Here is a 23,300-nt window from a genome sequence, read left to right on the forward strand (position 1 = left end):
CAGATCTTACTTTTTTACTCCCGGACCGTTGTTGGCATCACTTCGATAGACTCCCGCATAAATGGCAGGTTTTCCTGCACTGCGATTTGTCGTTGTGCTATTTGGCGTACCACTTGCCATTACACCATTGGCCACGTTTCCAGAAAGTGCACCGCTGGAATCAGCCTGATATTGCACTCCGTTTAGGGTAACTGTGGCATTAGCAAGCATATGCCCATCCGCAGCCAAATAATAGGTCTTTCCATTAGAGTTGATTGTACCAGTGAGCATCTTTCCTGTTTCATCCATAAAATACCATTGGTTGTTGACAAGGATCCATCCGGTTGCCATCACACCATTGGCATCAAGATAATACCACTTGCCCTGTTCCTGTACCCAAGTACTCTTTTGTGGCTGATAATTTCTGTAGCAATAGCGCTTTCCGCCGATATTTCTCCAAGTATTGGCTGGTGTCTTTCCCTCAAAACTCTGATATTGGAAATTAATATCGACATCGCCATTGATACCTGCAACTCTTCCTGTGCTGCTGGCCTGCCACATTACAGGAGTTGCAAATGTATGCTTTACATTGTAGCGAGCAACCCAAATTGGGTACTTCTGTGGAATGCTGCTATCAATCTTATTGGTCAGCCAATAGTCATTGGCATAGACAATCGGATAATAGCCTGCTTCCTTGATTCGATTGCAGAAGGCATCAATGACCTGGGTCAACTGTTGCTTGGAAAGCTTGCCCTGAGTTGGATCGTCTTCCACATCATAGGCAATTGGGTAGGAAATTGGATAATCTTTTACCAAATCGAGCACAAAGTCTGCCTCTGCCTGTGCATCAGCCACTGTCATTGCCTGTGAATAAATATACGCACCAAGCTTTACACCATTTTGTGCTGCATTTCTTGCATTGTTATGAAACTGCTCATCCAGTCCAGTCCTTGCCTTTGTGCCAATCATAACAAATTGAATATCATCTTTTGGCACCTGTGTCCAATCAATGACCCCCTGCCACTTTGACACATCAATTCCTCTGGCAACAACGCCATCCAATGAAGAACCATCATACATCAAATATGTTCCATCACTTTGCTTACTCCACACACCACTGGCTGCAAATGAGGTCATCCCTGCACTGACAGAGAAAAAACCTGCAAGTGCAAGGGCCATCCATCGAGTTTTTCTTTTTCTTTGCATTTTTTTCACATCCTTTTTCATTTTTTCGTCTAAAATAGGGGGGCGTCTCCGCCCCCCTTATTATACCATATGGTACAAATTATTTGGAATAAAGTGTTACGAGCTTCTCTAAGTAAGTAAATCTTTCCTTAGCATTCTCCTCATTCTGCTCAAAGAGCTTATTTGCTCTCTCTGGATCCTTCAAAGCCAAAGATGCGTAACGAACCTCGCCCTTAAGGAATTCCTGATAATCTCCTGTAGGAGTCTTAGAATCCAATGAGAACTTGTTCTCAGCCTCTGGGTTGAATCTGAAGTTATTCCAGTAACCTGTCTCAACAGCAAGCTTCTCCTCTGTCATTGCCTTTGACATACCCTTCTTGATACCATGGTTGATACATGGAGCATATGCAATGATCAATGATGGGCCATTGTAAGCCTCAGCCTCAGCAAGAGCCTTTACTGTCTGATTGTAATCTGCACCCATTGCGATCTGTGCTACATATACATAGCCATAGCTCATTGCAATGCTTGCAAGATCCTTCTTCTTTGTGTCCTTACCGCCAGCAGCAAACTGTGCAACTGCACCTGTCTTTGTTGACTTAGAAGACTGTCCACCAGTATTAGAATAAACCTCTGTATCGAATACCATGATGTTGACATCCTTGCCACTTGCAAGAACATGGTCAAGACCACCAAATCCGATATCATAAGCCCATCCATCACCACCGAAGATCCACTGGCTCTTCTTTGCAAGGAATTCCTTGTTGTTCTTTAACTCAACAGCATTCTCGCTATTGTCTTCTGCAATTGCAGCAAGAAGCTTCTCTGTAGCTGCACCATTTTTAGCACCTACATGATATGTATCTAAGTATTCCTGTGCTGCTGCCTTAACCTCATCTGAACCATTTGCTGCAAATTCCTCAACAATGCCTCTAAGTCTTGTTCTGATGGCAACATCTGCAAGGTGCATACCATAACCAAACTCAGCTGCATCCTCAAAGAGTGAGTTAGACCAAGCTGGACCATAACCCTTTGCATTCACTGTATAAGGTGTTGAAGGTGATGAGTTACCCCAAATAGAAGAACATCCTGTTGCATTGGCAATGTACATTCTATCGCCAAAGAGCTGTGTGATCAATCTAGCATATGGAGTCTCTCCACAACCTGCACAAGCACCTGAGAACTCAAGTAATGGCTTCTTAAACTGTGAACCCTTAACTGTTGTCTCCTTAAACTTAGCAATTACCTCTGGCTTCTCTGGAAGCTTATTTGTGTAGTTAAACCAAGCCTGCTTGTCAACATTTGCCTCAAAGTTCTGCATTGTAAGAGCCTTCTCGCCCTTCTTTCCAGGACATACATTTGCACAAGAACCACAACCTGTACAGTCTAACTGTGACACGCTGATGGCAAACTTGTAACCTGGCATTCCGTTCATTGCAAGTGTTGGCATACCCTCTGGAGCATTGTTTGCCTCATCCTCTGTAAGAGCAATTGTTCTGATAACAGCATGTGGACATACATAGGCACAGAAACCACACTGGATACAATTCTCATTATTCCATACAGGAACATTGACAGCAATACCTCTCTTCTCGTAAGCAGATGTACCACTTGGTGTTGTACCGTCAACATAAGTTGTAAATGCAGAAACTGGTAAGTTATTACCCTCCTGAGCACTTACAGCTGTCTGAATATTGTTTACAAATGCAAGTGTCTTGTCAATACCCTCTGTAGCCTTTGGATAGTCAAGACCTTCATCTGCACAATTGCTCCACTCAGCTGGAACATCCACCTTAACCACTCCTGTTGCACCAGCATCAATAGCAGCCCAGTTCTTCTTTACAACATCCTCACCCTTGCGGCCGTATGTCTTTTGTGCTGCTTCCTTCATCAACTCAATTGCCTTAGCCTCTGGAATAATTCCTGTGAGCTTGAAGAATGCAGACTGCAAAATTGTGTTGATACGAGTTGGTCCCATACCTGTCTCAATACCAATCTTCACACCATCGATAATGTAGAAGTTAATCTTGTGATCTGCGATATACTTCTTTACCTGTCCTGGAAGATGCTGATCAAGATCCTCTACAGACCATGGGCAGTTCAAAAGGAATGTACCACCATCAACAATTTCCTGAACCATATTAAACTTACGGATGTAAGCTGGGTTATGGCAAGCAACAAAGTTTGCTCTTGTAATCAAGTAAGTTGACTTGATTGGCTTCTTACCAAAGCGAAGGTGAGACATAGTAACACCACCGGACTTCTTTGAATCATAGTCAAAATAAGCCTGTGCATACATATCTGTGTTATCACCAATGATCTTGATAGAGTTCTTGTTTGCACCTACAGTACCATCGGCACCAAGACCCCAGAACTTACAGTTGGTTGTTCCCTCTGGAGTTGTGACAAGATCAGCACCTGGATCAAGTGAAAGATTGGTGACATCATCCTTGATACCAATAGTAAATCTTTGCTTATCTGTGTTGTTGAATACAGCAACGATCTGATTTGGTGTTGTGTTCTTTGATCCAAGACCATAGCGACCTGAAGTTACAGGAATGTCATGGAACTTTGTGCCCTTCAATGCAGCAACAACATCGAGGTAAAGTGGCTCGCCAAGAGCACCTGGCTCCTTTGTTCTGTCAAGAACCTGAATTCTCTTTACGGTGTCTGGAATAGCTGCAACAAAAGCATCTACAGAGAATGGTCTGTAAAGGCGAACCTTAACAACACCAACCTTTTGTCCCTGCTCAAGTAAGTAATCAATTGTCTCTTCAATGGTATCATTTACAGATCCCATAGCAACGATGATTGTCTCAGCGTCCTTTGCTCCGTAGTAGTTAAAGAGCTTGTAATCTGTGCCAATCTTTGCATTTACCTTGTCCATATACTCCTGTACGATTGCTGGAAGTGCATCATAATAAGGGTTGCTAGCCTCTCTAGCCTGGAAAAAGATATCTGGGTTTTGTGCTGAACCACGGATAACTGGTCTCTCTGGATTTAATGCATTCTTTCTGAAAGCTTCAATTGCCTCAAAATCTGTCATCTCCTTGAGATCCTCATAATCCCAAGTCTCAATCTTTTGAATCTCATGGGATGTTCTAAATCCATCAAAGAAGTTGATAAATGGAACCTTTCCCTTCAATGCTGCAAGATGTGCAACAGGTGTAAGATCCATAACCTCCTGTACAGATGACTCGCAAAGCATTGCACAACCTGTCTGGCGACAAGCATATACATCGGAGTGGTCTCCGAAGATTGAAAGTGCATGAGATGCAATTGCACGAGCAGATACATTGAAAACACCTGGTAATTGCTCACCAGCAATCTTATATAAATTTGGGATCATGAGCAAAAGTCCCTGTGAAGCTGTATAAGTTGTTGTAAGCGCACCAGCTGCAAGTGAACCATGTACAGCACCAGCAGCACCAGCCTCTGACTGCATCTCTGTTACCTGTACTGTCTGTCCGAAGATATTCTTTCTACCTTCTGTTGCCCACTCGTCTGTATGCTCAGCCATAACAGATGAAGGTGTAATAGGATAGATCGCTGCGACTTCTGTAAATGCATATGATGCATGGGAAGCGGCCTGGTTTCCATCCATGGTCTTCATACTTCTCTTTGCCATAAATAATTTCCTCCTACTATGTTGAAAAAGTCCATTGTAACGCAAAAGCGTTCTAACCCTATTATATCAACTCTGATTATAATTGCAAATGGAATACAGCACCTTTCTTGTTCTTTATCAGATACAGCCTTGTCGCCACTCTTCTAGCGAACTCCCTGTCGAATTACTGCCCCTCTACCTTTGTAGAAACAATCTCCCAAAATCTCTACATGTTCCACTTTCCCTTTCTTTTCTTTCACAAGCTTTGTTCTCCAAAGACCGCCGTGCATCCCTGCCTCTGCCACAATTTCCACTCCTGTCTTTAGTGTCCTATCTGCAATATACTCTGGCTGTGGCAACTCATCTTCCTGCCTTTGTTCCACAACAAGATAAATTTTCTCACCTTCTGATAGCACAGGAAAACCAACGAGTTCAACTACCAGTTTTTTATCTTCCATTTTAGCAATGATTCCAATCTCTGCTCCCGTGGTATTTTCAAACTTTAAATCCTTTTCTGAATCAATGGTTGCATCTTGTCCAACCATGCCAAATTTCGGAATTTGTTCCGCTGGATATCTTTCTTTTATCTTTAATCCTGCATTGATTGCCGCATTGTAAATGGCCGTTGCCATTTGATCTGCTCCCTCAGTTTTCACACCTTCCTTGAGCATTGCTTTTACCGAGGCAATTTCATCCTTTTTGATCACCGTACCACTCACTTTTTCACAGACATGACTTAAATCTTCATCTTCCAAATCTATTGAAACCACACTCAGTGTCTGATAATCCCTGGCCACTGTGTGATGAAGTTTTGCCTCTATTTTTGCTTGAAATTTTTTCGTTTTCAAAGCTGTCTGAATATCTTCTATTAATTGCTTCTTATCTAGTGTTACTCCATCTCTTCTCTGGGCATAGGTAAAATTTTGTGTCTGTGGATCAAACTCAAGTATCTTTTCATCCTTTGCCTCTTGGTCAAATTGATTGGAGGCATCATCTGCAACCTGCTCGATTCTTGCCTGCATATGCTGAAATTGTAAAAAATACTTGCCTTTGCTATTTTTTTTATAAATTTTTTGCAATGCATTATCAATCGCTAAGTTTGCAAAATTAAATACCTCATATTCCTGATTATCCACCAAAATCTTCATATCCCATGGGTAATTTTCTATCATTTTTTCTCTTGCCTCTTCTATCGTCAGCCCTCGCAAATTGACCTGTTCAAGAAAAACATTATTATTTAATCTCTTATCACTCAACCATTGGATGTTCTTTTCTTTTTGTAATTGTCTCGAATTTTGAATTCCTACTACAGCTGATGTTGTCCCTGCAATCAAGATAAAAATGATAAAAATGAATCTCGGCACAAATAACTGCCTCTGTCTTTCTTTTCGCTTTTGTCTCTCTCGATAGCTATATTTACTTCCTGAAATTCGATATTTTTTTGTTGACATTTTAAACCTCATCCTAGAAATATACCCAAAAGTATAGCATATATGTTACACTATATCTATTAAAAACAACCTTGGAGGAAAATATGAGAAAATATATTGATTTACATAGTCACACTACAGCATCTGATGGAACATTGACACCCACACAACTAGTTCAAGAAGCTGACAGGCGAAAACTCGCCGCCATTGCCATCACTGACCACAATACCATCCTTGGTGTCAGCGAAGCACTTCTTGCAGGAACGGACCTTCCAATCGAAGTCATCCCTGGCATCGAAATGGATTGTGGCTACGGAAGCGGAGAAATTCATATTCTTGGCTACCTTCTTCACGAAGATTATTCGACCACACACCTGCAGACCATTCAAAAAGATCTACAAGTCTTTATTGATATGCGCGATGAAAGAAATAACGAAATTATTCGTCGCCTCAATAAAGCTGGCATTAAAATCTCTATGGAAGATTTATACCAAAAGAATCCCAATGCTGTTGTCACCCGTGGTCATATCGCACGCACTTTAGTTTCAAAGGGATATTTTCGCACTGCCTCTGATGCTTTTTCATCCTACCTTGGTGACGGAAGTCCATTTCTTCCTCCTAAACAGGTCACAGTGGAAAGTGTAATGGACTTCTTTCACAAATATCACTTTTTTATTTCACTGGCCCATCCTACTCGCTATCACCTATCTGATATTGAGCTTGAAAACCTAGTTAAAGTGATCAGCAATTATGGAGCTCACGGAATAGAATGTTATCATTCCTCATTTCAAATTTCTGACACCCAAAAACTACTAAAACTCGCCCATCGCTATAAATTATTGCCAACGGGTGGTTCCGATTTTCATGGAGAGAATAAACCAAAAATTCAACTCGGTGTTGGATACACCAATATGCATATTCCATATACTCTTCTCGTCGACATGAAAAAAGTTCAATGTTAACAAAAAGGGGGAGAGTCTATCTCTCCCCCCTCTATAATTTAAAATGTAACAATTTCTTGAATTGGACCTGTTCGAAGAACTTCAGTTACCTCAATCACTGCTCCCTCTCCTCGATAAACAGCCACATTTTCTATTTTAATTTTCCCCTTGACTTTTACCCAATCCTTATTGTGGAAGCTATCTGCCCCTGGATAATAACATAAAAATCCTAAAAATTGCATATCTGCCTCGCAACAAGTCATTGCCCTTCTTCCGACAACCAGACTATTCTTTGGAATATTTCTTGGTTTTACGACCTGCCCAGCAAATTCTACACTCTTTCCATTGTACTTATCTGATCTTTCCATACTATCCATGTAAAAGATTCCAAAGTCTTCCGGCTCAATTTTGATGACATCTGCATCTAAATCATAAGGAAGTTCGATGCTAAAATCTCCTCGAATCTCACCCTCTCGACCCTCAAATACAATCTCTGCATTGCTGGCCATCGTTCTCAATTGGAAATGATACTCACCAAGTGTATCCATTGGAATATCATCTGCGCGATTACAGAGTACAAGCTCACTGTGTCGAAGCATTGGTCCCATCAATGATTTCATATTCTTTAAATATAAATCCATAGTTGAAGTATCAAAGAGTGTGACTACTTGATTGACAAACCAATTCTCTGGAATCTCCAATTCATCTTGATTCCAAATTCCATTCCACTCAATCAGCACTCTACCTGGATCATAGACAAGTTCCAACTCATGAAGTCTTTCCACTGTCATTTCTTTTTGATCCTCTATAACCACAAGATGAGTGTTCGTTCTCTTTAGTAGCTTTTCATCATATTCCTCTTCTCCCTCTTCACAGAGAACAAGAAGGGTTGGCCGATCGTCCTGAAAATACTCCTGCTGCATTGTAAACTTCATAAATTGTGTCTTTCCACTCTCTAAAAATCCATTGATCACAAATACAGGTATACTCGTGCTGGTCGGCTCTCTATCAAAAGTTCCCGTCATTATCCCCTAAACTCCTTCTCAAGTGCTGCTGCCTTTAAATCTGTTCCAATGACACAAACCTTTCCTGTAACATCCGGCTCACCCTGACGAATCTGAATCTCCTCTGGCACAAGATCAAAATAAAACCATGCCTTAGAATTTGCATCAGCAATCATTCCCTTTGCACGCAACACTGTGCCAAATTCCTCGCCCTCTTTTAACTTTGTCAAAATCTTTGTCAGCTTTTCTTTTGTAATTGCAGGAACCTGCTCAAAGCCAACACTATCAAACACATCATCGGCGTGATGATGGTGATGATCATGTGTGCAATGTTCATCGTGACACTCGTGATCATGATCGTGGTGATGGTGGTCGTGATCGCAGTCATGGTCATGCTCATGATGGTCGTGATCATGATCATGGTCATGGTGATGGTGGTCGTGATCATGGTCATGCTCATGATGATCGTGATCATGCTCATGGTGATGGTGGTCGTGATCACAGTCATGATCATACTCATGGTGATGGTGATCATGCTCATGAGCCATCTCATCAAGAAGTTCTTTTTTCAAGTCCACTGGGGACTCCAAAACTTCCAATAACTTCTCACCCGTCAGTTCTGTAATTGGAGTTGTAATAATGGTTGCTGTTGGATTAACATTGCGAATAAGGGCAACGGCCTCATCAATCTTTTTTTGATCGGCAATATCAGCACGACTTAAAATAATAGTTCCTGCAAATTGAATCTGATTATTAAAGAACTCACCAAAGTTTTTCATATACATCTTGCACTTTTTCACATCGACAACCGTCACTGCACAGTTGTGCTCAACCTCAAGTTCTTCCTCTACATCTGCCACCGCCTTCATCACATCAGACAATTTTCCAACACCACTTGGTTCAATAATAATGCGATCCGGCTTAAACTTTGTCAAAATTTCTTTCAATGAAGTGGCAAAATCTCCTGCCAATGAACAGCAAATACAGCCTGAATTCATTTCTTTAATTTCAATACCCGAGTCTTTCAAAAAGCCCCCGTCAATTCCAATTTCACCAAACTCATTCTCAATCAAAACGGTCTGTTCACCTTGAATAGCCTCACCAATTAGCTTTTTAATAAATGTAGTCTTTCCTGCTCCCAAAAAACCAGAAACAATATCTACTTTTGTCTTTGCCATATCTATTTTTCTCCTGTCTCTTTTTATTTTAGTAATCCATTAATAAATCTCAAAAAGGCCTCTCGCCCTTTGGCATCGCATTTATATACACCTGCATCCTCGAGCACCTGCTGAAATACCAATCCCACTTCCTTTTTTAAAATTTCATCAATACTATCCTTTGACCAAGTACCATATTTCTCTGTCAATTCCTGTGCCCAGTCTGCATGTTTTGCAATTCTTTCATCACCATTTGGATCTCCACCAGCCAAGAGGCAGTCTGCTAAAAGCGAAAGCTCATCCTTTAATCTGCCTGGTAAAATGGCCAATCCCATAACTTCAATCAGTCCAATATTTTCTTTTTTGATGTGATGTAATTTTGCATTTGGATGAAAAAGTCCATCTGGTCTTTCTTTGGTCGTCCTATTGTTTCGTAAAACCAAATCAAGCTCATATACCTCTCCCTTTTTTCTTGCAATTGGTGTAATGGTGTTATGTGGCTCCCCATCCGTCTGTGCCAAAATATTGACCTCTTCATCACTATAGTTTCGCCAAGCATTTAAAATCTTATCTGCAAGCTCAATAATCGTCTCTGTGTCTTTTCCTGAAAGTCGAAGTACACTCATTGGCCACTTGACGATGCCAACATCTACTCCAGCAAATTGGCCAACTTCAATTTCAATCGGAGCTTTGGCCATAGCAAAGTCATATCTTCCTCCCTGAAAATGGTCATGACTCAAAATTGAACCGCCAACGATCGGAAGATCGGCATTGGATCCTAACATATAGTGTGGAAATTGCTTAACATAGTCAAATAATTTACAAAATGTGGCCCTCTCCACTTTCATTGGCACATGCTGACCATTAAATACAATACAGTGCTCATTGTAGTAGACATAAGGAGAATATTGCATAAACCATTGACTATGATGAATTTCCATAGGAATGATTCGATGATTTTCTCTTGCTGGATGGTTACTTCTTCCTGCATAGCCCACATTTTCTTGGCACAATAAGCACTTTGGATATCCACTTTGTTTTGCCTTTTTTGCTGCTGCAATTGCCTTTGGATCCTTCTCTGGCTTAGATAAATTGATCGTAATATCAAGTGCACCATATTTTGTATCGGTCTTCCACTTAATATCCTTACAAATTCGATATCTTCGAATATAATCACTATCCTGCGATAACTTGTAGAAGTAATCTGTGGCATCCTTTGGAGAAATCAAATACTTTTCATGGAAGGTCTTGATCACCTCAGAAGGTCTGGGCATCAAATCATTCATCAATTTTGTATCAAACAAATCTCTTGCGACCACATTGTCATCACAAAGCCCCTGTTGACAGGCATAATCTAAAAGATCTTTTAAAATCATCTCTAAAGGACGATCCGCTACATCATCATCTTCATAATCATCCTTTTTCAAGTCCGCCAATATCAAATTTCGTGCATAGATCGCATCCTCTTCTTCTATCAATCCTGTTTTTAGACCATATTGCACCAATTCCTTTACTGCTCGATCAATCATCTTCCTATTCCTCCTACATTTTTTCCCAAACTGGATGAATCCTATCAATTACCTGCCCAGCAATCAGGCCAATAACCATTCCTGTGAGTACACCAGAAATCACTAACACTGGCAAATAGCTTAAAATCTTACTTTCGTCTAGTACACGCATGGCCATTAAAATCTGCCCCACATTGTGCATCACACCACCAACCATACTCACACCATACACACTAAATATTTTTATCTCCTTGACAAGTACCATACAAACTAGACTACAAATTCCACCCGAAAGCGAAAAGAGCATGGCTGATCCATTTCCAAAGGTCAGCCCCACCAAGATAATACGCAATAAGGAGACAAAAACTGCTCCTCGCACGCCAATCAGGTAGAGTGAAACAATGGTCACAATATTGGCCAGTCCCAGCTTAATTCCAGGAATACCCAAATTAATGGGCAAAATGGATTCAATATAGCTAAAAATCATTGCCAAGGCAATCAACATTCCAAATGTAGCTATTTTTTTTGTTTTCACGCAACACTTACCCCAGCCACCTTGACAACAACTTCCAACACGCACAAATCGGTCATACTTTCAATGGCATTTTTAACTCGGTTTTGTACATTTTCACTTACTTTTGGAATACTTGCATTATAATCAATATTGAGCATCAATACCACAGAAACTCTTCCCTCATTGACATCCACCCTTACGCCCTTTGAAAGACTTTTTTTGCTCAATTTCTGAATCATTTCATTTGTAATATTGCCAGCCATCGACTTTACACCGTCGACTTCCATAGCAGCCAAGGCTGCAATAACCGCCACCACTTCATTTGCAATCTTTATGGTATCCATATTCTCCTCCAAATCAATCCGTTGACAAGCTACTTTTCATTATAACAAACACTTATTGGTTTGCAAAGAAGTTTAATCAACATCCACAGCAACCATCAAATTGGAAAGCACTACAAATCCAGCAGTTTCTGTTCGAAGGATTCGCCTGCCCAATGTGATTGGCTTTACCTTTCTTTCGATTGCCATTTGGATTTCTTCCTCCTCAAATCCGCCCTCTGGTCCAATAAAAATACTGATCTCATCTCCTGGAACCACAGCCTTTAGCAGTTTCCTTGTGTTTTCCATCCCACTGGCCAATTCATAGGGAATAAATCGCTGATTGGATGAAGAAGATTCCTCTAAAGCCTGTACAAAGGAGATTGGAAAAGTGACTTCTGGAACGGTACTTCGCTTTGATTGCTTTGCTGCTGCCTCAGCAATCGCCTGCCACCTTGCCACCTTTGTCCTTGCTTTTTTCTCATCAAGTTTTACAATCACCCGCTTTGTCATCACTGGTACAATGCGACTTGCCCCAAGCTCAACGGCCTTTTGGATAATTAACTCCATCTTTTCGGCCTTTGGCATTCCTTGATAAAGGGTAATCTTTACAGGAAGCTCCATGGAATTCTCATTTTGCTTAAGAATGCTCAAATAGACTTCTTCCCTTGAAATTTTGTCAATTTCACAGAGATAATCTATTCCCCCCGCACTAATGAGCAATTTTTCCTTTGGTTTCATTCGCAGAACATTTCCAATATGATTGACATCTTCTCCATAAATAACAATCTCTTTTTCGTTAACTTGCTCTGGCTGAACAAAAAAATGATACATCCTTACCTACTTTCTTCTCGCCGTGATGCTCACCCACTCACCCTGATATGTTGTCTCTAAAATCTCAAACTCCGGATTTTCTGACAATGCAGCTTTAACTTCTGCTTCCTTTGTATCAATAATTCCCGATGTAATAAAGATTCCACTGTGCTTTAAGTGTCGATACACTTCCTTTTGTAACATAATAATCACAGGAGCCAAAATATTGGCGACAACAATATCATACTTTTCATTTCCAACTTCAGTCTGAATCTTTTCGTCGTCAATAATATTTCCGCAAATCACTTCAAAATCTTTTTCATCAATGCCATTGCTCTTGCGATTTTCTCCCACAGCTTCGATAGCATTGTCATCCAGATCTGTCGCAAAAATATGTTTTGCCCCAAGCTTTAATGCAGCAATCCCCAAAATTCCACTTCCTGTACCCACATCAAGAATCTCTACATCTCGATTTCCATTCTCCTTTTCTAGCTGAATGTACTTTTCTAACTGCTTGATACAAAGCTGTGTCGTCTCATGTGCTCCTGTGCCAAAGGCTGTGCCTGGATCAATGTGAATTAATTCCTTGTACTTTGCATTTTCTGGAATCGTCTCCCATGTTGGCAAAATCAAAATGTCCCCCACCATAAATGGCTTAAAGAACTCTTTCCAGTTGTTAATCCAATCCTTATCCTCTGTCTCATCTTCTGTGATACTGCACTCTCCAAGGTCTGTAAACATCTTTAACTCATCCAATGCCTCGTGGACATTTTTTAAAATCCCCTCAATATCGGCCTCTGGCTCAAGATAAAAACTCACTTTAGCTACACCATCATCTGGTGGCAACTCAGGCAAAATATCAATAAACATTCCCTTCGTATCTGACTCAGAAAGTGGGACATTATCTTCAATTTCAATCCCCTCGAGCCCAATTTCATCAAAAGTTGCACTGACAAGATCTACAGCTGCTGTTGTCGTTGTCAATGTAAATTTCTTCCACTTCATCTTTATTCTCCCGATTTTTAATGATCATTTCGTATAAATAATAGTAAAGGAGCGGCCAATGCCCCTCCCTCATCTATTATATAAAACTCTATAGTATATCGTCAATAATATTCTTAAAGTTCTCCTTTAAGCCTTTCTTTTTCGGCTTTGCCTTTGTCTCATCGACATTGACCTCTCCACGCATTGCCGCATCATAGGAACGCAGTGCCTGTTTTTGAGCCTCTGTCATAGACTTTGGAACCTCAATAACCAATGTCATATAGTGGTCGCCTCGTACATTTTTGTTGCGAATGGATGGAACACCTTTCCCCCTTAAGCGAACCTTTGTACCCGTCTGAGTTCCTGGTTTTACCTCGTATTCTACCTCTCCATCGACCGTTCTCACACGGATTGGCCCGCCAAGAGCAGCCTTAGCAAATGAAATCGACACCGTAGAATAAATATCCATATCCTGACGCTTAAAGATTGGATGTGGGCTAACTACAGCTTCAACAAGAAGAGAACCTCTTGGCCCGCCATTTTTTCCTGGCTCACCACCATCGGCCATGCGCACCATCTGCCCATTGTCAATACCTGCAGGAATTGTGACCTTAAATGTCTTTCTCTTTTGGATATAGCCATTGCCACCGCAATCCGGACATTTGTCCTTGACAATCTGTCCTGTTCCACCACAGTCTGGACAAGTCGTTACATTTTGCATTGTTCCAAATAAACTCTGTGATGTGTAGATAATCTTTCCCTTGCCCTGACACTTTGGACAGGTCACTGGCGAACTTCCTGGCTTTGCTCCACTGCCGTTACAAGTTTTACAAGTCTCCTTAAAATTGACTGTAATCTCCTTTTCGCAACCAAACACAGCTTCTTCAAATGTCAGACGCACGCCTGTGCGCACATCGGCACCTCGCATTGGACCATTGCTTTGCTCTCTTGAACTTCTCCTTCCAAAAAGATCCCCAAAGATATCATCGCTGTCAAACCCAAAGCCACCAAATCCACCGAAGCCACCAAAGCCGCCAAAACCACCAAAGTCACCTGCTCCAGCTCCGCCTGCTCCGCCATCAAAAGCTGCATGACCAAATTGGTCGTATTGTTTTCTCTTTTCTGGATCGCTTAGAACAGAGTATGCCTCGCTTGCTTCCTTAAACTTCTTCTCCGCTTCAGTATCACCCGGATTGGCATCTGGGTGATACTTCTTTGCAAGCACTCGATATGCTTTTTTGATTGCGGCATCATTGGCATTCTTATCAACACCTAAAACTTCGTAATAATCTCTCTTTGTCTCTGCCATTATTGATCCTTTCTGCCGCTATTATACTTCCTTGAAATCTCCATCGACAACATTGTCATCACCAGAGTGTGCACCCTCTGTTGTGCCTGCATCCGCTGAACCTGTTGCCTGCTGAGCTTGCTGTGCATTCTCGTAAACCTTTGCAAAGAGCTTTTGTGCACTCTCTAACAACTTCTCCTGAGCTGCCTTAATCTGGGCAACCTGATCCTCTGTGATGCTCTCTGCTGTGGTTGCCTCCACTGCAGTCTTTAGTGCGGCGAGGTCAGCCTCAATTGCACTCTTATCTGCTACATCCATCTTATCGCCAACTTCTTCCAAGTTCTTCTCTGTCTGGAATACTAAGCTCTCTGCATCATTTCTTGTATCGATGCCCTCTTTTCTCTTCTTATCCTGAGCCTCAAACTCCTGTGCCTCTCGAACAGCCTTTTCAATGTCGCTCTCAGACATATTCGTTCCTGAAGTAATGGTGATGTGCTGCTCCTTACCTGTGCCAAGATCCTTTGCAGATACATTGACAATACCATTGGCATCAATATCAAAAGTAACCTCGATCTGTGGAACACCGCGCTTTGCTGGCAAAATTCCATCCAGTCTAAATCTGCCAAGAGACTTGTTGTCCTTTGCAAATTGTCTCTCGCCCTGTACTACATTGATATCAACAGCTTCCTGATTATCTGCTGCTGTAGAGAAGACCTGACTCTTCTTTGTAGGGATGGTTGTATTTCTTTCGATCAATCGAGTTGCCACTCCACCCATTGTCTCAATAGAAAGTGAAAGTGGTGTGACATCAAGAAGAAGAATATCTCCTGCGCCCTCATCACCTGCGAGCTTACCACCTTGAATGCTTGCACCAATAGCTACACACTCATCTGGGTTCAATGTCTTGCTTGGCTCAGTATTGGTCAACTGCTTTACCTTCTCCTGAGCATTGATCATACGAGTAGAACCACCAACAAGGAGTACCTTTCCAAGGTCAGCTGCTGTAATGCCTGCATCACTCAACGCATTCTGTACAGGAATCGCTGTTCTCTCAATCAAATCACTGGTCAACTCATCAAACTTTGCTCTTGTAAGGGTCATATCCAAGTGCTTTGGTCCCTCAGCATTGGCTGTGATAAATGGAAGATTGATGTTTGTACTTGTTGCTGTAGAAAGTTCCTTCTTTGCCTTCTCTGATGCTTCCTTTAATCTTTGCAATGCCATCTTGTCCTTAGAAAGGTCGATGTTCTCAGCCTTCTTAAACTCAGAAACTAACCAATCTGTAATCTTATTATCAAAGTCATCACCACCAAGATGAGTATCACCATTGGTTGACAAAACTTCAATGACGCCATCACCAATCTCAATGACAGATACATCAAATGTACCACCACCAAGATCGTATACCATAATCTTTTGCTCCTTCTCATTGTCAAGTCCGTAAGCAAGTGCTGCAGCAGTTGGCTCGTTGATAATACGCTTTACATCAAGACCTGCAATCTTACCTGCATCTTTTGTAGCCTGACGCTGTGCATCATTGAAATATGCTGGAACGGTAATGACAGCCTCTGTTACCTTCTCACCAAGGTAGCTCTCTGCATCTGCTTTTAACTTCTGAAGAATCATTGCAGAAATCTCCTGTGGTGTGTAAGACTTTCCATCAATGGTTACCTTGTAATCTGTACCCATATGTCTCTTAATCGATGCAATGGTGCGGTCTGCATTAGTTACGGCCTGACGCTTTGCCGCATCTCCGACCAATCTCTCTCCTGTCTTTGTAAAGGCAACGATAGAAGGTGTTGTTCTTGAACCCTCTGCATTTGGGATAACAACTGGCTTGCCACCCTCCATAACAGCTACACAGCTATTTGTTGTTCCTAAATCTATACCAATAATCTTGCTCATATTCCTATCCTCCAAGTAATTTTTTATTAATTTGCGACTTTTACCATACTATGTCTTACAATAGCATCTTTATATGTATATCCTCGCTGAAATTCTTCCACGACGATATTATCGCCCACACTCTCATCCTCCACATGCATCACTGCATTGTGGAAGTTTGGATCAAACTCATGACCCACACATTCAATTGGCTTTACGCCCACGGCCTCTAATTCCTTTAGAAGCTGTTTGTAAATCATATCCATGCCAGCGGCAAATGACTCACATTCCTTGCCCTCTGGCACGCTCTTTAGTGCCCTTTCAAAATTATCAATCGTTGGCAAAAGTTTTTCAACAATACTTCTTGCTCCCATATCAAACATATTTGCCTTTTCTTTTTCTGTACGCTTTCTAAAGTTATCAAACTCTGCCATATTTCGTACTAGACGATCCTGCAAATCCTTGATCTGTTGATCCTTTGGGTCAACGCCCTCTTGTTCACACTCGTCTTCTTTGCCCTCTTCATTGAGCATCTCTTCCATTGCAGCCGCAGCCTTTGCAGCTCTTTCTTCTTTGGTCTCCGATGTGTTTTGTGTATTCTCTGCATCGTTGACCTTATGGCTTACATCCTTCTTTTTCATCCGTCTCCCTCTCTATTTGTCTTTAAAATCTTGATCCATCTGTGCCATCACCTCTTTAATGGTCTGAACCACTCTTTCATAGTCCATGCGCTTTGGCCCCACAATGCCAATCGTGCCACAGATTCCGTGACCAAACTCATACTTTGCTGTTACAAGCGAACAGTCCTGCATATTTTGCACAGGAAGTTCTTCGCCAATATATACCTGAATACCATAATCATTTCCCGCAATTTGCGTCTGGTCAAATAGCCTTTTGAGCTTTTCCTTTTGTTCAAAAGCATCAATTAATTTTGATGCCTTCTCTCCGTCTGATAATTCAGGATATTTGAAAATATTGGTTGCACCACTTGTATAAATCTGTAAATCCTCATCATCACTTGTAAACGCTCTGGCAATCTCAGACAACACCATGTCCATCACATCCCCATAAACTCCGGCATCGGACTTTAATTTTGCCATCATTGCCAAGGTAATCTCATCAATAGAGAGACCATTTAAACTTGTATTGAGTAAAAGATTTAAATCCAAAAGCTCATCTACCGAAAGCTCCCTCTTTAAATCCATAATATTATTTTTAATAATATTGCCATCAAAAACTGTGACAATCAAAATCCTTGAGCCCTCTAATTTTGATAGCTGTAAAAACTTTATCTTATTTTCCTCGACCTTTGGTCCACTAATCATTGTCGCATAATTTGTATTACTCGCAATGATCTTAGCAAGTTTCCGAAGTACTACTTCCAGGCGTCCTACCTTTTCTAGGACATCTGTCTTAAATTCAGCCACTTCAATTTCTTTGTCCTTTAATATTTCATCGACATAAAAGCGGTATCCTTTATCCGACGGCACACGACCTGCCGAAGTGTGTGGCTGCAAGATGTAGCCCATATCTTCCAAATCACTCATCTCATTTCGAATGGTCGCACTACTCAGATTCAAACCTGGAAGCTTTGAGATCGTTCTTGATCCGACTGGCTCTCCAGTTTCCATATAATTCTTAATAATGGACTTTAAAATTAACACCTTTCGCTTATCAAGCTCCAATCTCATTCCCTCCCTTCTTTTGTTAGCACTCATCTTTAAGGAGTGCTAATTTCTAAGTGTTATAGTATTACTTCTTTTGTATTTTGTCAACAGTTTTTTTAAGTTTTTTCCAATTTTTTTTATCTTATTTGTTTTGAAACTAAAATTTAAAACTTTCTCTTGACATTTAACATTTTTGTAATTATACTGTAACAAACGCAACACTAGTTAATAGTTTTTAAGAATTTATGAGGTGACTAATGAAGAAGAGTTTAACGAAGATTTTTGCTGTAACTGCTATTATAAGTACGATTTTATCCAATGCTGTATACGCTGCTCCAAAGCGTGGCGAGAAGATTGGTACATTTCGCGTAACTGCTTACACCAATTACACAAGATCTGGCAAATACAAAAACATTCCAACAGCCAAAGGCATGATGCCTAAAGCAAATCATACCGTTGCAACCAACTGGAAGGAAATTCCAGCAGGTTCAAAGATTATGATTGGTGACAGCGACATTGTCTACACTGTGGAAGACACTGGAAACTTCACTGGTCTTGTCGACATCTACATGGGTAGCTATGGTGCAATGCAAGAATGGGGTATGCACAGACTACCAGTTTATCGTGTTATTGAAGAATAAGAAAAGAATCATACATAAAAAGGCGACCTGCATTGCAAGTCGCCTTTTTATTACTTTGGTTACTATCTCTGATAGAGGTGATTGTTCACCTTTTGAATTAACATCTCTAGAGCAACTAAATTTTTTCCTCCTTCTGGAATAATCAAATCAGCCCTTCGCTTACTTGGTTCAACAAATTGCTCGTGCATTGGCTTTACTGTGCTCAAATATTGTGTCATTACACTCTCTAGGGAGCGTCCTCTCTTGACCACATCTCGCTTAATTCTTCTCAAAACTCGCACATCCGCATCTGTGTCCACAAAGACTTTCAAATCCATTAAATCACACAATTTAGGTTCTGAAAAAATCAAAATCCCTTCCACGACAATGGCAGGTGCCGGATGCACCACGATGCACTCCCTTGCCCTTGTATGAAGGCAATAGTCATAGGTTGGCACCGAAATGGAATGCCCCTCCTTAAGAAGTCGCAAATGCTCACATAAAAGATCTGTGTCAAATGCATCAGGATGGTCATAATTTAAATTTTCTCTCTCCTCAAACGGAATATCATCATGAGCCTTATAGTAATTGTCGTGACGCAAAATTGTCACTTCATCTTCACCAAATTTTTCCACCAAGCGATTGGCCAATGTTGTCTTTCCACTTCCACTTCCACCTGCGATCCCAATAACTAATGTATTCATCTCTACCTCTCCTTTTTGACAAGTAACGAATATAATGTAGGAGAAAAATGGAACTCTTTCATTAAATTTTCCACTTCTCTTCTACTGCTCTCAATCACTATTTTGGGCGTTATTGCTCTTCTGACCGCACGAATCATCATATTTTTTGGCGTGTGTTCAAAGTCAATAAACTCCAATAATTGTGTGCGATAGCCACTGTACTCCAATAAATTTGCTCGAATGGCATCGGTGGCCAATGCTGCAAATCTCTCCTTGACAATCCCATATTTGGAAAGTATGCCAAAATTTTGGGTGTCTAGTTGCTGATTGAGCTCATGTTGACAACATGGCACAGAAAAAATCATCTTTGCCCCCCACTGGACAGCATTATAAAGTGCATAATCTGTTGCCGTGTCACAGGCATGCAATGTTATCACCATATCCACTGAAAATGGAGCCTGAAAGCCATTGATATCTCCGAGGAAAAATTCCAGATGCTCATAGCCATACCGTTTTGCTGCAAGATTGCAATTTTTAATGACCTCTTCCTTTAAATCAAGCCCAATCATTCTTGTTTTTATTTTCTTTATTTCATGCAAATAGTGGTATAAAATAAAGGTCAAATAGGACTTTCCACAACCAAAATCAATGACATTCATTTCTTGCAAATTGCTGTGAGAAATCGCATCATCAATTAATTCCAACATTCGATTAATTTGCCTGTACTTGTCATACATACTCTTTACAACTTTTCCCTCTTTAGTAAAAATTCCCATATCGACAAGTGGGGCAATGACCTTGCCTTCCTCGAGCAAATACTTCTTTTTTCGATTGTGTTCCATCCCTTTTTTCTGATTTTCTTTGCCATTTTCCTCACTCCTTGCCTTTAACTTATAAGCTGGATTTCCCTTTTTGGAGATCATAATCATATGTTCTCCCCTTTCCCCAAAGGCATTGACTTGTAAAAAATGCCTTTCAATCAATTCATTTAGCTTAGCACTCAAATCCTTCCCCGCAATATTTTCATGAAACACCTGTGTCTTTGTGTACTTCTCAATTTGAAAGAACTCCTTCTTTTGCACAACCACAATCTTTTTAAACTCTTCAATGGCCTTTTTTGGCTTACTAATGACAATCTTTACTAGGTCATCTTGACACATTTTTTCTATATAATTTAATAATTCTCCCATTTTTCTCCCTCACTATTTTTACTTTTATTGTACCATAGTTTCTTCACACTTATGTTAACTTTTATTTATATTTAATTGACATTTTTTATCTTTCCTTTTATAATAATTTCATAAAATTTTTAAAAAGAAAGGAACATTATGTCTACAAAAAGAATCACACTTATCGCACTGTTTAGTGCAATTTTATGTGTACTCGGTCCTCTTTCTATTCCTATTGGGCCAATTTCATTCTCTCTTACTCCATTTGGTGTCTGCCTAGCCGCCTATGTGCTCGGTATGAGGGACGGCGTTATTAGCTGCCTAATCTACCTTCTCATTGGTGCCATTGGACTCCCTGTATTTTCTGGTTTTCAGGGCGGATTGATTAAACTTTTAGGTCCAACTGGAGGATACCTGATCGGATTTATTTTCCTCAGCCTGTGCACAGGAGTGGTTGCTCAATACGCACAAAATAACATATCTCTTGAATTTTTAGGAATGATCATCGGACTCTTTTTGTGCTATCTCCTTGGAACATTGTGGTTATCCCATCAGATGCACCTTGGCTTTTTTAAGGCTCTCTCTGTTGGTGTTATTCCATTTATTATTCCAGATCTCATCAAATTAATTCTTGCCCGATCCATTGGGATAAAAATTAAAAAAATAAACGGGGATACTACTGTGTAGTATCTCCGTTTTTTACTGTCACATCTTCTCTCGAAAAGCGTTTCACTGAAAAATAGGCGACGACATCCAATCCAATTAAAAACGCCCAAAATACAACAATTCCCCATCCACCAATACTGGCAATAAAATCATACGCTCCATGCAAAAGCACAGGTATCCAATAACTCTTTGCAAGATAACTTTTCTTTTTCTCCTCATTTCCCCTCTCCCGATAGAGCTTGGCCAATCCATAATAATGTCCCATGAAAATTCCTGTAATACAGTGCACGGGAATCGCTGTCACCGCACGAAGCGGCACAACACCAATGCCCAATCGATGGACATAGAGTAGGTTCTCAAGTGCAGCAAATCCTAAAGACACAGCTACCGCATAAACCACTCCATCAAAACAATAATCAAATGCGGGATGGTTCCATGTCACTGCCTTTAAAATAAAACGCTTTGTCATCTCCTCGACCACACCAATAATGAAAAAATTACTAATGACAATGGAAATTAATTCATCCTCATCAAAGTATCGATTTAAAATAGAAAATCCTATTTTTTCCAAAATAAACGCCACCACAATGGAAACCGCCCCTAAAATAAAGAGCTGTGCCAATAATCCTATAGGTTCTTTTTCAATTTCATCTAATTGATACATATAGTACAACAACCAAAGTGCTGGTGCCACAGCCAATATTAACGAAATTTGATACATCTGCTCCTCCTCTCTAAACACAGTTATTTTACCATATTTTCATTGCATTTTCCAACAATTCATTTTATCATCTTTGTTAAACAGCAAAGGAGAACAAAATGAATCATTTTGAAAGCTATTTATTACAATGGTATGACCAAAATAAACGGAAACTTCCCTGGCGAGAAAATCCAACAAGTTATCATGTGTGGCTGTCAGAAATTATGTTACAGCAAACAAGAGTAGAAACCGTAAAAAGCTACTATGAACGCTTCTTAAAAAAACTCCCCGATATTCATTCCCTAGCTAAAGCTTCCGAAGAAGTCTACACTAAACTTTGGGAAGGACTTGGTTACTATTCTCGTGTCCAAAACCTCCACAAAGGTGCTGTGCAAATTATGGAGGATTTTGGTGGAACTATGCCTTCTACCTACCAAGATTTATTAAAAATTGCAGGCATTGGCCCCTATACCGCAGCTGCCATCGCCTCGATTGCCTTTGGTCAAAAAATTCCTGCCATTGATGGCAATCTCTTGCGCATATTTGCAAGATTGACCGCCTATAAAGAAAGCATCAAAACAGAAAGAGCAAAAAAAGAGGCATCTGCTTTCTTTTTTCCAAAAATGATGAGCAACCGACCAGGCGATTTTAATCAAGCACTCATGGATCTGGGCTCTAATATTTGTACCCCAAAGACCAAACCAAACTGCAATGCTTGTCCCCTCCGACCATACTGTATGTCTCAACAAACAGGTACACAGCTTGATTATCCCATCACACCGCCAAAGAAAGAACGGACAATTGAAAAACGCTTTCTCCTTCGAATTCACGACCAAGAACATATGTTAATTCGAAAACGACCAAATAAAGGAATCCTTGCCGGTCTATATGAATTTCCAAATTTTTCCTACACTTCAGAGGAAGAAGCACAAAATCAGGCTCTTTCCTTTATAAAAAGCCTTGATTTTGTTCCCATCCAAGTGAGCAAATTGCCCTTACATCGACATATTTTTACGCATAAAGAATGGATGATCGAGGGACTTGATATTTTTATTGAAACTCCACCTTCTACTCCTCAAAAAAAGGAAGAATATATCTGGGCGAATATGGTAGATATCACTAATTTTTATACGATTCCTTCAGCATTTTCTCCATATCTAAAGATATAGATCTTCTGTAAT

General features: G+C 40.5%; 21 protein-coding genes. 4 read left to right on the top strand and 17 right to left on the bottom strand.

Annotated features, from left to right (window positions below; translation table 11 throughout):
* Positions 1–6: 6 nt before the first annotated feature.
* The 3 genes from J5A74_09890 to J5A74_09900 all read right to left on the bottom strand — a co-directional run bounded on the left by J5A74_09890 (position 7) and on the right by J5A74_09900 (position 6,222).
* Positions 7–1,185, bottom strand: coding sequence for a hypothetical protein (locus J5A74_09890; protein QUI95666.1), 1,179 nt, complete (start codon positions 1,183–1,185; stop codon positions 7–9).
* A gap of 79 nt (positions 1,186–1,264) precedes the next feature.
* Positions 1,265–4,792 (bottom strand): pyruvate:ferredoxin (flavodoxin) oxidoreductase, encoded by a 3,528-nt coding sequence (gene nifJ, locus J5A74_09895; GenBank protein ID QUI95667.1) that lies wholly within the window; start codon positions 4,790–4,792, stop codon positions 1,265–1,267.
* A 143-nt stretch (positions 4,793–4,935) separates the two neighbouring features.
* On the bottom strand, positions 4,936–6,222 hold the full coding sequence (locus J5A74_09900; protein ID QUI95668.1) for a VanW family protein: 1,287 nt from the start codon (positions 6,220–6,222) through the stop codon (positions 4,936–4,938).
* An 83-nt stretch (positions 6,223–6,305) separates the two neighbouring features.
* On the opposite strand from J5A74_09900, the gene J5A74_09905 reads away from it, so the two are divergent.
* Complete coding sequence (locus J5A74_09905; protein ID QUI95669.1) at positions 6,306–7,163, top strand: PHP domain-containing protein; 858 nt, start codon at positions 6,306–6,308, stop codon at positions 7,161–7,163.
* Between the two features lie 38 nt (positions 7,164–7,201).
* Here J5A74_09905 and J5A74_09910 read toward each other — a convergent pair whose 3' ends face one another.
* From J5A74_09910 to hrcA, 11 genes are all read right to left on the bottom strand, one after another.
* Positions 7,202–8,167, bottom strand: coding sequence for a GTPase (locus tag J5A74_09910; GenBank protein ID QUI95670.1), 966 nt, complete (start codon positions 8,165–8,167; stop codon positions 7,202–7,204).
* Positions 8,167–9,324, bottom strand: a complete 1,158-nt coding sequence (locus tag J5A74_09915) for a GTP-binding protein (GenBank protein ID QUI95671.1) — start codon at positions 9,322–9,324, stop codon at positions 8,167–8,169. Before J5A74_09915 ends, J5A74_09910 begins: the two co-directional genes overlap by 1 nt.
* Positions 9,325–9,347: 23 nt before the next feature.
* Positions 9,348–10,832, bottom strand: coding sequence for a UDP-glucose--hexose-1-phosphate uridylyltransferase (gene galT / locus J5A74_09920; GenBank protein ID QUI95672.1), 1,485 nt, complete (start codon positions 10,830–10,832; stop codon positions 9,348–9,350).
* Between the two features lie 13 nt (positions 10,833–10,845).
* A complete protein-coding gene (locus tag J5A74_09925) occupies positions 10,846–11,316 on the bottom strand; it encodes a Gx transporter family protein (GenBank protein ID QUI96887.1) in 471 nt (156 codons plus the stop codon).
* 26 nt (positions 11,317–11,342) lie between these two features.
* Complete coding sequence (locus tag J5A74_09930) at positions 11,343–11,669, bottom strand: Asp23/Gls24 family envelope stress response protein (GenBank protein QUI95673.1); 327 nt, start codon at positions 11,667–11,669, stop codon at positions 11,343–11,345.
* Positions 11,670–11,741: 72 nt separating this feature from the next.
* Positions 11,742–12,479: a 16S rRNA (uracil(1498)-N(3))-methyltransferase gene (locus J5A74_09935; protein ID QUI95674.1), complete on the bottom strand. Its 738-nt coding sequence runs from the start codon at positions 12,477–12,479 to the stop codon at positions 11,742–11,744.
* A gap of 6 nt (positions 12,480–12,485) precedes the next feature.
* Positions 12,486–13,463, bottom strand: a complete 978-nt coding sequence (prmA, locus tag J5A74_09940) for a 50S ribosomal protein L11 methyltransferase (protein ID QUI95675.1) — start codon at positions 13,461–13,463, stop codon at positions 12,486–12,488.
* Positions 13,464–13,551: 88 nt separating this feature from the next.
* The gene (dnaJ, locus tag J5A74_09945) at positions 13,552–14,751 is read right to left on the bottom strand and encodes a molecular chaperone DnaJ (GenBank protein ID QUI95676.1); all 1,200 of its coding nucleotides are present in this window, start codon (positions 14,749–14,751) and stop codon (positions 13,552–13,554) included.
* A gap of 21 nt (positions 14,752–14,772) precedes the next feature.
* The gene (dnaK, locus tag J5A74_09950) at positions 14,773–16,635 is read right to left on the bottom strand and encodes a molecular chaperone DnaK (GenBank protein ID QUI95677.1); all 1,863 of its coding nucleotides are present in this window, start codon (positions 16,633–16,635) and stop codon (positions 14,773–14,775) included.
* Between the two features lie 26 nt (positions 16,636–16,661).
* Positions 16,662–17,255, bottom strand: a complete 594-nt coding sequence (grpE, locus tag J5A74_09955; GenBank protein ID QUI95678.1) for a nucleotide exchange factor GrpE — start codon at positions 17,253–17,255, stop codon at positions 16,662–16,664.
* A gap of 12 nt (positions 17,256–17,267) precedes the next feature.
* A complete protein-coding gene (hrcA, locus tag J5A74_09960) occupies positions 17,268–18,305 on the bottom strand; it encodes a heat-inducible transcription repressor HrcA (protein QUI96888.1) in 1,038 nt (345 codons plus the stop codon).
* 233 nt (positions 18,306–18,538) lie between these two features.
* On the opposite strand from hrcA, the gene J5A74_09965 reads away from it, so the two are divergent.
* Entirely contained in the window at positions 18,539–18,922 is a 384-nt protein-coding gene (locus J5A74_09965) for a 3D domain-containing protein (protein QUI95679.1), read from the top strand.
* Positions 18,923–18,984: 62 nt separating this feature from the next.
* Here J5A74_09965 and udk read toward each other — a convergent pair whose 3' ends face one another.
* The gene (gene udk / locus J5A74_09970; GenBank protein QUI95680.1) at positions 18,985–19,605 is read right to left on the bottom strand and encodes a uridine kinase; all 621 of its coding nucleotides are present in this window, start codon (positions 19,603–19,605) and stop codon (positions 18,985–18,987) included.
* 2 nt (positions 19,606–19,607) lie between these two features.
* Positions 19,608–20,774: an SAM-dependent methyltransferase gene (locus tag J5A74_09975; protein ID QUI95681.1), complete on the bottom strand. Its 1,167-nt coding sequence runs from the start codon at positions 20,772–20,774 to the stop codon at positions 19,608–19,610.
* Between the two features lie 138 nt (positions 20,775–20,912).
* On the opposite strand from J5A74_09975, the gene J5A74_09980 reads away from it, so the two are divergent.
* The gene (locus tag J5A74_09980) at positions 20,913–21,440 is read left to right on the top strand and encodes a biotin transporter BioY (GenBank protein ID QUI95682.1); all 528 of its coding nucleotides are present in this window, start codon (positions 20,913–20,915) and stop codon (positions 21,438–21,440) included.
* On the opposite strand, the gene J5A74_09985 is transcribed toward J5A74_09980, so the two are convergent.
* Positions 21,430–22,140 (bottom strand): PrsW family intramembrane metalloprotease, encoded by a 711-nt coding sequence (locus tag J5A74_09985; protein ID QUI95683.1) that lies wholly within the window; start codon positions 22,138–22,140, stop codon positions 21,430–21,432. The genes J5A74_09980 and J5A74_09985 overlap by 11 nt on opposite strands.
* 98 nt (positions 22,141–22,238) lie before the next feature.
* On the opposite strand from J5A74_09985, the gene mutY reads away from it, so the two are divergent.
* Positions 22,239–23,288: an A/G-specific adenine glycosylase gene (gene mutY / locus J5A74_09990; protein QUI95684.1), complete on the top strand. Its 1,050-nt coding sequence runs from the start codon at positions 22,239–22,241 to the stop codon at positions 23,286–23,288.
* The last annotated feature ends 12 nt before the right edge of the window (positions 23,289–23,300 follow it).

It is taken from the genome of Lachnospiraceae bacterium oral taxon 096, from assembly GCA_018141845.1.
Lineage (GTDB): Bacteria > Bacillota > Clostridia > Lachnospirales > Lachnospiraceae > F0428.